14 protein-coding genes are annotated in these 13716 nt (G+C 35.3%); 8 read left to right on the forward strand and 6 right to left on the reverse strand.

Annotated elements, in window-relative coordinates; genetic code table 11:
• Nucleotides 1-101 precede the first annotated feature (101 nt).
• Nucleotides 102-1949, reverse strand: coding sequence for an asparagine synthase (glutamine-hydrolyzing) (gene asnB, locus CDZ92_RS10475; RefSeq protein ID WP_096155186.1), 1848 nt, complete (start codon nucleotides 1947-1949; stop codon nucleotides 102-104).
• Between the two features lie 226 nt (nucleotides 1950-2175).
• Between asnB and CDZ92_RS10480 the strand changes: the two genes are divergently transcribed.
• Nucleotides 2176-2760 carry a DUF2777 family protein gene (locus CDZ92_RS10480; protein ID WP_096155187.1) on the forward strand — a complete coding sequence of 195 codons (585 nt, stop codon included), beginning with the start codon at nucleotides 2176-2178 and terminating at the stop codon, nucleotides 2758-2760.
• A gap of 38 nt (nucleotides 2761-2798) precedes the next feature.
• Here the strand turns inward: CDZ92_RS10480 and CDZ92_RS10485 are convergent, their stop codons facing one another.
• The 3 genes from CDZ92_RS10485 to CDZ92_RS10495 all read right to left on the reverse strand — a co-directional run bounded on the left by CDZ92_RS10485 (nucleotide 2799) and on the right by CDZ92_RS10495 (nucleotide 8139).
• Nucleotides 2799-5717: a bifunctional diguanylate cyclase/phosphodiesterase gene (locus CDZ92_RS10485; RefSeq protein WP_096155188.1), complete on the reverse strand. Its 2919-nt coding sequence runs from the start codon at nucleotides 5715-5717 to the stop codon at nucleotides 2799-2801.
• A gap of 276 nt (nucleotides 5718-5993) precedes the next feature.
• Nucleotides 5994-6353: a YisL family protein gene (locus CDZ92_RS10490; protein WP_096155189.1), complete on the reverse strand. Its 360-nt coding sequence runs from the start codon at nucleotides 6351-6353 to the stop codon at nucleotides 5994-5996.
• Nucleotides 6354-7218: 865 nt separating this feature from the next.
• Nucleotides 7219-8139, reverse strand: a complete 921-nt coding sequence (locus tag CDZ92_RS10495) for a nuclease-related domain-containing protein (RefSeq protein ID WP_255249808.1) — start codon at nucleotides 8137-8139, stop codon at nucleotides 7219-7221.
• 159 nt (nucleotides 8140-8298) lie between these two features.
• On the opposite strand from CDZ92_RS10495, the gene CDZ92_RS10500 reads away from it, so the two are divergent.
• Both CDZ92_RS10500 and CDZ92_RS10505 read left to right on the forward strand, forming a co-directional pair.
• Nucleotides 8299-9498: an ornithine--oxo-acid transaminase gene (locus tag CDZ92_RS10500; RefSeq protein WP_141395212.1), complete on the forward strand. Its 1200-nt coding sequence runs from the start codon at nucleotides 8299-8301 to the stop codon at nucleotides 9496-9498.
• 391 nt (nucleotides 9499-9889) lie between these two features.
• The gene (locus CDZ92_RS10505; protein WP_096155191.1) at nucleotides 9890-10081 is read left to right on the forward strand and encodes an aspartyl-phosphate phosphatase Spo0E family protein; all 192 of its coding nucleotides are present in this window, start codon (nucleotides 9890-9892) and stop codon (nucleotides 10079-10081) included.
• A 50-nt stretch (nucleotides 10082-10131) separates the two neighbouring features.
• Here CDZ92_RS10505 and CDZ92_RS10510 read toward each other — a convergent pair whose 3' ends face one another.
• Both CDZ92_RS10510 and CDZ92_RS10515 read right to left on the reverse strand, forming a co-directional pair.
• The gene (locus tag CDZ92_RS10510; protein ID WP_096155192.1) at nucleotides 10132-10635 is read right to left on the reverse strand and encodes a DNA topology modulation protein; all 504 of its coding nucleotides are present in this window, start codon (nucleotides 10633-10635) and stop codon (nucleotides 10132-10134) included.
• 5 nt (nucleotides 10636-10640) lie between these two features.
• On the reverse strand, nucleotides 10641-11819 hold the full coding sequence (locus CDZ92_RS10515) for a DUF418 domain-containing protein (RefSeq protein WP_096155193.1): 1179 nt from the start codon (nucleotides 11817-11819) through the stop codon (nucleotides 10641-10643).
• 128 nt (nucleotides 11820-11947) lie between these two features.
• Between CDZ92_RS10515 and CDZ92_RS10520 the strand changes: the two genes are divergently transcribed.
• The 5 genes from CDZ92_RS10520 to CDZ92_RS10540 all read left to right on the forward strand — a co-directional run bounded on the left by CDZ92_RS10520 (nucleotide 11948) and on the right by CDZ92_RS10540 (nucleotide 13712).
• Entirely contained in the window at nucleotides 11948-12169 is a 222-nt protein-coding gene (locus tag CDZ92_RS10520) for a spore germination protein (protein WP_096155194.1), read from the forward strand.
• A 29-nt stretch (nucleotides 12170-12198) separates the two neighbouring features.
• Complete coding sequence (locus tag CDZ92_RS10525; protein WP_096155195.1) at nucleotides 12199-12417, forward strand: spore germination protein GerPB; 219 nt, start codon at nucleotides 12199-12201, stop codon at nucleotides 12415-12417.
• Nucleotides 12418-12500: 83 nt separating this feature from the next.
• On the forward strand, nucleotides 12501-13136 hold the full coding sequence (gerPC, locus tag CDZ92_RS10530) for a spore germination protein GerPC (protein WP_096155196.1): 636 nt from the start codon (nucleotides 12501-12503) through the stop codon (nucleotides 13134-13136).
• Nucleotides 13133-13309, forward strand: coding sequence for a spore gernimation protein GerPD (locus CDZ92_RS10535; protein ID WP_096155197.1), 177 nt, complete (start codon nucleotides 13133-13135; stop codon nucleotides 13307-13309). Before gerPC ends, CDZ92_RS10535 begins: the two co-directional genes overlap by 4 nt.
• Nucleotides 13310-13322: 13 nt before the next feature.
• Complete coding sequence (locus CDZ92_RS10540; protein WP_096155198.1) at nucleotides 13323-13712, forward strand: spore germination protein GerPE; 390 nt, start codon at nucleotides 13323-13325, stop codon at nucleotides 13710-13712.
• Nucleotides 13713-13716: the final 4 nt, after the last annotated feature.

Consider the following 13716-nt stretch of genomic DNA (forward strand, 5'->3'; position numbering starts at 1 on the left):
TGTACAATTTTCTTTTTGAAAAAAACAGCCTGAATTTAAGGCTGCTTTTCTATTTTAGGCTCTATTAAAGACCGCTGTTGATCAGTGAAGGATGCAACTTTTTACTCTTTGATCGTCACTCCGTAATGAGTGAACCATACGTGAATTTGGGCTAGGTGGGCTAGGAGTTGAGGGCCTGTCATTAGTTGACCAAACCAAGGTTCTTTAAAGGTGTTGCCACCAGATTCCACAATCGTATGCAATTTTTTCTTGTCAAAAAACTCATAAAGTGGTGTGTTTTTGTCTTCTAGAATGGTAGTTAGCCAGTCTCCAACTAATTTTGTATAAACTGGGTGGTGTGTTTTCGGATAAGGACTTTTCTTTCTGTACAACACTTCATTCGGTAAAATCCCTTCCAGCGCCTTTCTTAACAATCCTTTCTCCCTGTTTTCTAACATTTTCATTTCCCATGGAACGTTCCACACGTACTCTACTAATCGATGATCTGCAAATGGTACACGCACTTCAAGGCTAGCCCCCATACTCATGCGATCTTTCCGATCGAGTAATGTTGTCATAAACCAGAGCATATTCAAGTAAAAAAGTTCTCTTCTTTTTGCCTCTATAGGGTTTTCTCCTTCTAGTCTAGGTGTTTCCTTTATCGTTTCTTCAAACTTAGAATGGATATATTCATCAAGTCTCAATTTCTTTCGCCACTCTGGCCTTAACAATTCCATCCTAGCTTCAGTAGAGCGCATCCACGGAAAGTTTTTTGAAGCTAAATCTTCTGGTCTATGAAACCAAGGATAGCCGCCAAAAATTTCATCCGCACATTCTCCTGATAAACTAACAACAAAATTTTCTTTTATTTCACGACAAAACCATAAAAGAGAAGAATCAACATCTGCCATTCCAGGCTGATCTCTTACTAATACCGCTTCTTCAAGAAAATCTGCTAATTGCTGTTGGGAAATAACTGAGCTATGATGTTTCGTTCCAAACGCTTCTGTCATCTTTTTAATAAATGCTCCATCCGAATTAGGCTGAAATTCATTCCCCTTAAAGTATTTATCGTTATCCTCATAGTCAATAGAATACGTATGAAGAGGACCTTTTCCTTGTTTTTTAAACTCTGTTGCTGCAATAGCTGTTATGGCGCTTGAATCTACCCCACCAGATAATAATGTACAAACCGGTACATCTGATACGAGTTGTCTTATCACCGCATCCTTAAATAAATATTGGACCTTTTCGACCGTTTCATCTAATGAATCTGTATGTGGCATGCTTTTTACGTTCCAATATCGTTTTATTTTTAATCCATTTTTAGAAAACGTTAAAAAGTGGGCCGGTCTTAATTCTTTTACATCGTGAAAAAGTCCGTGGCCAGGGGAGCGAGACGGTCCAAGTCCGAAGATTTCCGCTAATCCGTCGTAACTTACTTCACTCTTCACTTCGCTGTGAGTTAAAATTGCTTTTAATTCTGAACCAAACAGCAACTGGCCATTTTTCTCATAAAAAAATAAAGGTTTGACCCCAAGTCGGTCACGACCTATAAATAGTTTTTCTTCTGATTCATCCCAGATGGCAAATGCAAAAATGCCATTCAGGTGGTCTAAGCATGCTTCTTTCCATTCTATATAGGAAGTTAATAAGATTTCTGTATCTGAATGTCCTTCAAAGGAGTAACCTCTATTCAGTAATTCTTTACGTATATCTTCTGTATTGTATAGTTCACCGTTATAACAAATCGTATAACCGTTTTCATTTTTAGTTCGTGACATCGGTTGTTTACCGCCTTCTGGGTCTACAACAACTAATCGCTTATGACCAAAAGCAACATGGTCATGTATCCAAGTATTTGTATCATCAGGACCTCTTTTCGTAAGAGTGTTCGTCATTTTTGCAATCGTTTCACTTTCATTACGTAACGATCGATTATAGTTAATCCATCCTGTTATTCCACACATAAGTGTAAATTCACTCCTTCATGGTGTCGTGTCGTATCAGTTTTCAATAATTCAGATGTTTTATACTATGCGGAAGTTTAGAATACGATGAACCATTGGAAACAGTTACAAGATTTTGTTTAGTAGATGTACAAACATGCAACTTGTTTAAAGATGCTCCTTTTTGTCAAAAACGTTAATAACAGATTTTTCATTTGGAGTTTGGAGTATCGGAGGATAAAGTAAAATGAAAGCACAGGAACGAAAAACCTTTATATTTACCCAAAAGCGTTCCTATACATATGGAACGATAGAAAATATTAATGACCAATGGATTTTTTTTGACGCAGAGGACGATGAAGCATTCATGTTAAATGAACTGATAGAAGATGGACTTGAGATATTTTTGTCTAATGAATGGGTACCTGGTGTGTTACTTGAATCAGGTGATGTGTTTTTACACACGTTGCATCAATATGAATTAAACAACGGAGATGCTGTTCGGGTAAGAAAAAAACTTCCTTATCCTTATTTAGAAATGTTAGAAGAATTGTCAGGTGAGTCATTTTTACAGTTTACAAAATTATTAAATTCTAAGGACATTTCATTGTATGATTGTATTTATTGTCATAATACGATGCAATTTATGGGGGAGGAAGTCTCTGATACGGCAAGACGTGGCGTGAACTTCCTTGTTTATGATAATGAATCCATTATATGCTCCGTGCAGCATCACTTTACTCGTGGAAAGCAAATGAGTGATCGATTTGAATATACGTTACAAACTGGGAAGCGGATGTTATTTACTAATTTGGAGCGTAAGGCGGAATAAGAAAGACCACCTGAACTTTTCTCAAGGCGGTCTTTTCCTTATTTATTCTTTAATTTATTGTAGATAAACTTCTCAAATTCTTCTTTAATTAGCGGTTTAGAAAAATAATAGCCTTGTCCAATGTCACATTGCATACTTTTTAGTAAGTCTAGTTGGTCTTCTGTTTCTAAACCTTCCGCTACTACATTCAAATTCAGACCTTTTCCCATTGTTATAATAGCATTAACAATGGCCACATCTTTTGAAGTCATACTTAAGTTTTTAATAAAAGAACGATCGATTTTCAAATTATTTATTGGCAAATCTTTTAAATAACTTAATGAGGAATAACCAGTACCGAAGTCGTCTACTGATAGCTGTACACCTAGTTTTTGAATTTCCTTCATGACCGTAATGCTGTACGTTGCATTTCGCAACATAACGCTTTCTGTTAATTCTAATTTAAGTGCACATGGTGATAAGCCACTAATTTGTAATGCTTTTTTTACAATCTCGACAAAATTTGGTTGTTGAAACTGCGAAGCTGATACATTAACAGATATACTAAACTTTTCATAGCCTTGTTCTTGCCATTTTTTTGCTTCTATACACGCTGTTATTAAAACCCATTCACCGATTGGAATAATTAATCCCGTCTCTTCTGCTAACGGAATAAACTCTAATGGTGATACTAATCCGAGTTTAGGATGGTCCCAACGTATTAATGCTTCCGCTCCAACAACTTGTTGAGTTAATAAGTCTATAAAAGGCTGGTAGCATAAGAAAAATTCTTGTTTCTCTAAAGCTTTCCGTAAATAGCTTTCTAATTCAATTTTGAACAAAGATTGCTCGTTCATATCAGTGGAATAAAACTTAATTTTGTTCCCACCTAGCTGTTTAGATTGATTCATTGCTGCATCTGCATTTTTTAATAATGTTTGTTCATCGTCTCCATCATTTGGGTACATACTAATTCCTATGCTTGCCGTCAGATAGAATTCTTTTTGATTGTAGAATAGCGGAGAAGCTATTGTACTTTGTATTGCTTGAGCAACTTCTAAAACTTCATCCACACCGCTTACTTTTGAAAGCAACAGCGTAAACTTATCTCCACCAAAACGACCTAAATAGCTTCTTGATGGTAGTTCATCATGAATACGCTCCACAACAATTTTCAACAACTCATCCCCAACAAAGTGACCTTCACTATCGTTAATGATTTTAAATCGGTCAAGGTCAATGAACATAATTGCTACTTTTGTTTTCTTTTTTCGAATTTTAATCTCTTTAATGTATTCTGCTAGCTTTTCATTAAAGTTTTGTCTATTAGGAAGCGAAGTTTCTGCATCAAAATAAGCTAAATAAGCAACTTTCTTTTCTGCGTCTTTTTGCGCTGTTACATCTCTTCCTATCCCGAAAATCCCAACATTTTCTCCGTTAACGATAATCGGAATATTTTTAATTAAGAAAGTTTGTATCTTTCCATTTTTAGATTGCAAATTAATTTCATAGAATTGCTCTTTCCCATCAATCGCTCGCCTAAAATGACGCCTAACTCTTTTTTCGTCCGATTCTTCTACAAATCTTAGAGCACTTTTCCCTAGTACTTCTTCTTCCATGTAACCAAATACCTTAGTGAATGTTGGGTTTACACTTGTAAACCTTCCAGATATATCTGTAGAAAAAATAATATCTGAGTTATGTTCAAAAAGAGACTTATATTTTTGCTCCGAATATTCAATATCTGTATTAAGTTGGGCAATATCATTGGCAGAAGCATCTATTAAATTAGTCAGCGCAATTGTCGCTTTTGTTTCATTTTGTATTTTAAAGTCTAATTTAATGCGTTCATAGTTATTGACCTCAGTGGACTCAGAACAAGCTAGAACGACAGTAGAGTAGCTGGTGAATTCTGTCTGTTCTTTTCGAGGAGTGTCAATTTCTCCATAGGAGAAAAAACCTGATGTTGGTGCTATTTGTTGAATGGTAGCCATTTCCTTTTCTACATATGGCAAAAAGTATCTTCTTCTTGCCATACAATTAAAGACAAGAAAACATTCAACATGGCGTTGCTGTATTTTATTTATATTTTTAGAGCTAGCGTTTAACAGTGATTGGCCATCTGCATAAGCGAAATAAAATTGTTCGCCTAAGTCAACTTTTCTATCGATTTTTACACCACCGTTAGGTAAAACCGTCGTTAAAAATGCCCTAATCGTATCCCCATCTCGTTCAAACAAAAGTGGAAATTGCGTACCACTGCTAGGTAATTCTGTTACAAATAACTCTCCTAAATATTGTTTTAAAATACTTACGGCTTTCTTTCCATTTATCTCATATATTTCATTGTTATTACTTCTTGTAATTTGAAACTGCCTTCCTACTTTCCTCCAACTATTATTGGAATAGGAACGTATTGCTAAATCTTCTCCATCTAGACCAATAGCTGCAACTCCGCTTGAAGTAAATTGGTTGTTCAACCAAACGTGCGTATCAGTAAATTCTCCATTCGCACCTGCTAATCCACCGAACACTTTTATGGAGGAGTTATGTAAATTAACTCCTTTTATTAAAGATTCAATATCATAATGCACACCATTTGCGAATAATAAAATTGCCTTTGTTTTTTCAGTTGCAACTTCATTCATAATAGCTTCCCCTACTTCTACTAATGTAGGAAAGTCATCATATTGAAGGATACCAGCATTTATGTATGATTTTTCGAGTAATAAAAAGGAGATCACTACTTGATTTGTTAGTACCTTACCATCGAGGAGTTCACCATCCGTTGTCGTACCTACTACGACAGCTTGCGGAAGCAATCCTTTTAGAACCATTGTTACTTCTTTTAAAAGTGCCCTATCTACTATTCCTGAATAAATCTGCACAAGAATATTGGGGCAATTGTCTATACTATTTTCCGATATAAAAGAAGATAGCTCTTTCTTCTCTGTGTAAAGTAAATTCAACATTTTCATCAGACTATTCACCTACAAATTAGAAGATAACAAAAGGAATTTTTCTTATTCTTTCGACAAAATATTACTTTCATTTTACTATAAGAACCATTTCAATTATATAAAAACTTTGAATCATGCTTAAAAGAATAAAGTCCGTTAGATAGTGACTTTATAGTTTCGGAGTGGGAAGAGGAATTTATGCGGAGTTAGTAAGTAGCATCAAAAAAGCCACCTTCTAAGAGAAAGTGACTTTTTCTTTATTTGGTATAGCGTTGGAATTTATCGGTATTTAACTTACCACAGTTTAGTTCCGTAAGGTAAATAGAAGCCTAAGTAAATAACAACTACTAGTGTAATTGCAAAAAGAATCCAAGGAACTCTAGTTGGTTTTCCTTTTCCTCTACGCACAAGAACCATTTCCATCGCACCGATAACTAAGATCCCTAAGATGGATTTTACAATGTATGTACCATTTATGTATGTACCTACAACATGTAATAATTGTGCTCCTGTTACAACAATTAAGACGTAGAAAAGTCTTAGAACCATTTGCGTAATTTTTACACCCTTTGCTTTGTTAGCGTTTTGTAATAAAAGAACAACGACAAATAAAATAATTGCTACAGCCCATGCTGTAATATGTGCATGTGTCATTAACGTTTTTCCTCCTTGTTAACACTTTTTTCAATACTTGTATCATATCATGTTTGTGGGGAAAGAAGAAATGTTAATGTAGATGATAAAGGTATATTATAAGAAGTTATTAATGAGGGCAATTTATGAACGTTAATTACTTTTGTTCTCCCAAACCAGCCTTGGCGACTATCCCCATGAACGGTTTGCTCTTTTTTCTACCCTAATCGGCCTTGGCGACTATTCTCATGAACGGTTTGCTCTTTTTTTCTACCCTATTCGGCCTTGGCGACTATTCTCATGAACGGTTTGCTCTTTTTTTCTAACCTAATCGGCCTTGGCGACTATTCTCATGAACGGTTTGCTCTTTTTTTCTACCCTATTCGGCCTTGGCGACTATCCCCATGAACGGTTTGCTCTTTTTTCTACCCTAATCGGCCTTGGCGACTTTCCCCATGAACGGTTTGCTCTTTTTTTCTACCATAATTGGCCTTGGCGACTTTCCCCATGAACGGTTTACTCTTTTTTTCTAACCTAATCGGCCTTGGCGACTATTCTCATGAACGGTTTACTCTTTTTTTCTACCATAATTGGCCTTGGCGACTTTCCCCATGAACGGTTTGCTCTTTTTTTCTACCCTATTCGGCCTTGGCGACTTTCCCCATGAACGGTTTGCTCTTTTTTTCTACCATAATTGGCCTTGGCGACTTTCCCCATGAACGGTTTACTCTTTTTTTCTACCCTATTGGGCCTTGGCGACTTTCCCCATGAACGGTTTACTCTTTTTTTCTACCCTAATCGGCCTTGGCGACTTTCCCCATGACAAATTCATCATTTCTATCTAGATAAATACATTAGTTTATGACTAGTAATGCCAAAAGAAGTATTAGACATAATAAGTATTATTCTTAACTCCTACTTTTTTGTATTTTTTTTGTAAAACAGTTCTTATCCTTTTTTTCGACTCAACCATATTACACCACTCATAAATAACATTAGTAGTAATTTTCTCCTCAGGAAACAAAATTCTAAATTCCCTTACACTTCTCAAAACCGCATCGGCAAATTTCCCCCTATACCCACAGTCTTCACAGTAGACTGTATATCCCTCTATACAAAGATTAAAAGAATGACAGTTTTCACACGTAATCCCTTTGCCAAGCTGATGAAAATTGTAAGTAGGAATCTTTTTATATGGAAAATTATCCATATGCAAGGAAATAAGCTTGTCGCCTAACTTTTTATGCTTCTCGTTCAACTTTGGAATACCGATAGCATTCAACTTATTAAAGAACCTTTTCATTTGGGAGGAGAAAATAAATGGTGTCTTAGGAGGTGTATTGTACATAGTGAAATCTTGGTTAATAAAAACGACAAATGCTTTAATAGAAAAAATATATCCTAGTGATTGGAGTAATTGTCTAAATAACGATTCACTTCTTTTTAATTGTATGAGAGGGTTATTAACTTCAGAGTCAGGTAATAGGTATAATCTTTCGGAGCCGGAGTCGTAAAGATGGTCCCCTTCAAAATTTTTGACTTCAAACAAATAAATAGTATCTTGAAAAATAAGTGTGGAATCAAGTTGAAAAGTATTCCCTTTGTAATTTAAGAGTAAGTCATTAATAACAAGGCAGTTGCTCTGTAAAGCTTCTGTCCAATGATCAAATAACTTTTCACCTTCAAACCCTTTTTGTAAATTAATAAAGTTCTTTTTATCCTTTTCCATCAAATTCATTCTTTCATTTAACAAACGATAGATAACTAGTTCTGCAGGTTCACTTCGATCTTTGTATGGTATGGGCATCAGCATCGTCCTCTCTTTAAATTTTTCAAAAACTATTATATCAACTCCCAAAAATTTGGACAACTTATCCATATTATTCATGAGTAATAGTAAGCAAAGAAAAGATGTAAATGATATAATGTGAAATGAAAGCCATTACATAACGTAATTGGAGGGACTATGATGACAACAAAAACTCATGCAATTATTGAACAAACGGAAAAATTCGGTGCAAAAAACTATCATCCGCTACCGATTGTAATTTCAAAAGCGGAAGGTGTTTGGGTAGAAGATCCTGAAGGAAACAAGTACATGGATATGCTTAGTGCGTATTCTGCTGTAAACCAAGGACACCGTCATCCAAAAATAATACAAGCACTTAAAGACCAAGCAGATAAAATCACCCTAACTTCCCGTGCATTTCATAATGACCAACTTGGTGATTGGTATGGAAAAGTAGCTAAATTAACGAACAAAGACATGGTTCTACCAATGAATACTGGTGCAGAGGCTGTTGAAACTGCAGTGAAAGCTGTTCGCCGCTGGGCATACGATGTAAAAAATGTACCAGTTAACCAAGCAGAAGTTATTGTTTGTGAGGATAACTTCCACGGTAGAACAATGACGGCTGTTTCTATGTCATCTAGCGAAGAATACCAACGTGGTTTTGGACCAATGCTTCCTGGTATTAAAGTAATACCATATGGTGACACTGAAGCATTAAAAGCTGCCATCACACCAAATACAGCTGCATTCATTTTTGAACCAATTCAAGGGGAAGCTGGCATTAACATTCCTCGTGATGGTTTCTTAAAAGAAGCGTATGACATTTGTAAAGCAAACAATGTTATTTATGTAGCTGACGAGATTCAAGCAGGCTTAGGTCGTTCTGGTAAACTTTTCGCATGTGATTGGGAAGAGGTTGAACCGGATATGTACATTTTAGGTAAAGCACTTGGAGGCGGTGTATTCCCTATCTCGTGTGTAGCAGCTAACAGTGATATTTTAGGCGTGTTCAACCCTGGTTCTCACGGTTCTACGTTTGGAGGAAACCCATTAGCTTGTGCAGTATCTATGGCAGCACTTAACGTGTTAGAGGAAGAAAAGTTAGTGGAACGTTCTTTTGAACTAGGTAATTATATGCAAGACAAGTTAAAAGAAATTGACAACCCGATTATTAAAGATATTCGCGGTAGAGGGCTTTTTATCGGAGTTGAATTAACAGAAGCTGCTCGTCCTTATTGTGAACGTCTTAAAGAAGAAGGATTGTTATGTAAAGAAACACACGAAACAGTTATTCGTTTCGCTCCACCTCTAGTAATTTCTCAAGAAGACCTAGACTGGGCAATCGATAAAGTGAAAAAAGTGTTATCTGTATAGTATAGAAAAAACAGGAATGGATGAAATAATCTATTCCTGTTTTTTAAATTTAGAGCTATTTTATCATTCTCTTGTTGATTTCCGCTGCAGGCAGGAGACTCCTGCGGGAGAAGTGCGACAAGGGAGACCCCGCAAGCGCGCTAGCTCTGAGGAGGCTCACTAGTCCACCCGTGGAAAGCGAGTGCCTGCAGCGGAAATCAACACTGTATCACAGAATATTTGGATAGAGAAGATTATTAACCCTACAAAATTATCTATTCCAAAATCCGACAATCTACCCATACTCTTGTATTATTTTGTTTTTTTATGACTTGTTTTATCGAAGTGGTTTTAAAGTTGTCCAAAGCGTGGCATAATGATTTTCATACACAACGGGATGGAGATTGATGGCATGTTAGCATTACTAATCGAATTAAAACGTCAAGAAATGTTTCATATAGCAGCACAGTTCGGGTACACATCCAAAGAAACAGTAAAATGTAGCCAAGAGTTAGATCTATTACTGAATAAACAATTCAATAATAGAAGTAAATTAACGATGACTAGACCTTCTTTTTCTTATTCATATAAATTGGCTAAATAGAGCAAACAAAGGGGCTATCCAGAATGTACTTCTGATTAGCCCTTTTCACTTTAATCTAATTCTTTTACAAATTGATCTATTTCTTTTCTTGATTTAAGTCGAATAATTGTCTTCCCTTCTGCTTCATCAAGTTTACGTAAAATGGAAGGTAAACTTTTTTTACGAAAAGTCCACACCCATCTTAAAAATTCAAAGTCGGCTTTCTCCGGGCAATTTTCTCCCATATCTGGACGAGTTTTATTTCTATGTTTCAGCACTCTTTTAATCACACTATATACACAAATCAATGGGTGTAAGTCTAATAGAATAATTGTATCCGCTCTTTGAATACGCAAATCCATAGTGGAACCAAAATTTCCGTCAATTATCCACTCGTCTTTCATTATCAACTGTTCTACAATTTCTTTCCATTCCTCTTTTGGTGTAGGTGTCCAATTTGGTTTCCAAAATACAGAATCTAAATGTATGACAGGTAGATTCGTAACCTCACCAAGTTTTCTTGCAAGTGTCGATTTCCCTGCCCCACCTGAACCTATGATAATAACTCTTTTCATGTAAGTTATCCCTTCATAACTTTTTTGATTGGTTGCTTTGTACCATATGTTCCTATTCTCCATATCCATTCTGCAGGACCATATTGGAAACGACTTAACCACCATTTACTTAACAATATTTGTACAGAAAAAAGAATAATAGCTAAAAATATTCTAAATGATACTGATAAATCATCATAGTATCCTAAGCCATAGCCATAAGCGATAAAAGTACAGACAACTGATTGTAATAAATAATTAGATAAACTCATTTTTCCGATATAGCGAAGTGGTGCTAGCAATGAGTATGCAACGTTCATTTTCACAAGTAATGTAATCGTTGTGAAGTAAAAAATGGCGTGAAACGGTCCTCCGATAAAGTCTTGCACAACTTCTGTAAATAGATTTTTATCCGTATAATACGGTAAAAGTTTAAAGACCAACGTACCGATAAGGGTAGTAACCCATAAACCTTTTAATAATTTTAAATGCTCTGTTGCTTTTTCAACTAGCTTAATCTTCGCCGCAGCTGCTCCAAGTAAAAACATTGGTAACAATGTAAAGATAATAAAAATAAAGTTACTAATATTTACAAAGCTCCAATCGTGTATACGCTGTGCCGTAATTTCTAAGTAAGAACCATTCTTATATACTTCTATGGACTGTTCAACCATAGGCTTCATCTCATCAAAAAACTCATAACCCATTCCAAGTTTAACAGCAATATAATAAGAGAGTGCAAGTAATCCATTAGGTATTACTAATAGTAATACAGCTGTCCAGGTTAATCCTTTAACAGATACTTTCAAAAATGGAATTAAAAGAAAGCCAATTAAAGCATAAAGAATCAATATATCTCCGTGCCAAATAAGAAACGCATGGATACAACCAATGATTAAAAGTACAAATAGCCTCCGACTAAAATATTTCCCTACTGACAGTCCTTTTTCTTGTAATCTAGTTGTAAAGATAATGAATCCATAACCAAACAAGAAAGAAAACAACGTGTAAAAGCTCGCTTGTGCAAAAATATCAATAAAACTTAATGCCCATATATCCGTTTGATGCGTCCAGTATTCATTTGGATTTATGTATATAAACGGAGAAAAAAAAGCAAGCATATTTACTAAAAGTATTCCAAAAATAGCAAATCCTCTAATTATATCTAACGTTACAATTCTTTCTTTTTCCTGTATAGGTTGCATCCCATCTCCTCCTTTTATTTCCAACAATTTATTATAACGCTTTATTGGTATAATCGTCTTCTATTTTTTCACAAACAAGGGCGTTTATCATAGTATACCAATAAGAAAGTTTTAAAGGAGTTCTTAGTATGCCCGCAATTGTTGGAGCAGTAAATGTAAATAGCATCGGTAATGCTGCTATTTTTCATATTGGTGATGTATTCAGTATGGCGCCTATAAGTTCTGCAAAAACTTTCGCTGGTGCAGGAAGTTTTAATACCGCAGATAAAATTAATGTTAGCAATACGAATAGCCAAACAAATACGTATGATCAAGATGTTAACGATCAGCCGGTTGCATTAAACATGTAATCTGTTGCTTCTTAAAGGAGGCGATTAAATTGGCAACAAACTTTTTTATTCATCAAAACATTACGATACATCAGATAAAAATTGGCGGTGTATCCAACTCCTCTATTTTTCAAATTGGGAGTGCTGGTGTTATCAAATCACTCTCTAATTTATACAATACTGGAGGTTTTGTTGAGCCAGCTCCTACAGGAAGTGGAGATATTGATGAAGGAGGCTCTTTTGTACCAATAGGTGGTATTGCTAATTAGTGAACTGAAATAGGCATTCACCCATTCGTCATATGTGCATACATTAAGTATTAACAAAAACGTGCGCAAACGGGGTGATCATTATGTATTATCAACAACAACCTTACTTTTACGAATCTCAACAACAGATGAAACAGATGCAAGAGATAGTGGAAAAACAACACAAACAAATTCAGACGCTCGAAAAACTTTTAAAAACAATGCAACAAGAGATCATCCAACTAAAAGAAAAACCGACGATGAATATTGAACGGATTGAATATAAGTTTGACCAACTAAAAGTGGAAACATTAGAAGGAACGTTAAATATCGGGTTAACTCCAGGTTCAACTGGAGAAATAGAGGACTTCATCGTGACGCAAGACAACATGCAAGTACCTGTTCAAAAGCGCAGTGAGAATGTCGCTAAATTAGTGGAAGAAGATTTAAGAAACTATTTAGAAAAAGACGCCTCAAATGCAATTAATACAGTGGCCGCTAATCAAGGAAGACAACTAGATGTCCATTATTCCGATTTTATGATACAAGATATAAAGTCACAATTACCGAAACGAATTAATCAATATTTAAATCAAATTACACCTGAAGCAATAAAACAAAATTTAAGTGACGATGAAATTCGTAAAATGACTGTACAACAATTAAAAACAGATATGACAAAAGCATTTTCGACTTTTATCCAGACAATACCTAGTAATAAAGGTGGTGGCAAATCTTGAATTTCCATGTAGTAAATAACGGTTTACATGTTAATCATATCGAAATTACAGGGGTATCTTCTTCTTCCATTTTTCTTATAGGTGACACTCAAAATATTTGTTTAAGTTCCATTTTCGATACTCCGCCAGAATCACTTATCATCGGTCCATTTGTTCCGTTAACAGCAGAGTAAAGGGTGTATAAATATGAGAGTTTCCAAGGTAGAAGAAGTTAATGTTCACTCCTTATCATTTAGTTCTCATTTTACCATTGGAGATTCTGCTAACATTAATGCTTTTTCGAAAGCTTTAGCTGTTAAGAGGGAATTTCCTCGATTTTATGGAAGAGAAGGAAATTTTCTTGCTTATTCATTATTCACTAGACCAATTCCCAAACCGGTTATTACCGAAAATGTTTGCTTGAATGTTACCAATAATAACCGTAACATACATGTACAGAAGGTAGATATAAGTGGTATTTCCTTTTCGTCTGTTTTTCAAATTGGTTCAAATAAAACAACAAATGCAGAAGCTAGAATAAAGCATATAAGACAATTACTTGGAAATGGTAACGATAAAGAAGCAGATGAAGAATGATGAA

The sequence above is a fragment of the Bacillus sp. FJAT-45066 genome, from assembly GCF_002335755.1.
GTDB lineage: Bacteria > Bacillota > Bacilli > Bacillales > Bacillaceae_I > Bacillus_CD > Bacillus_CD alkalisoli.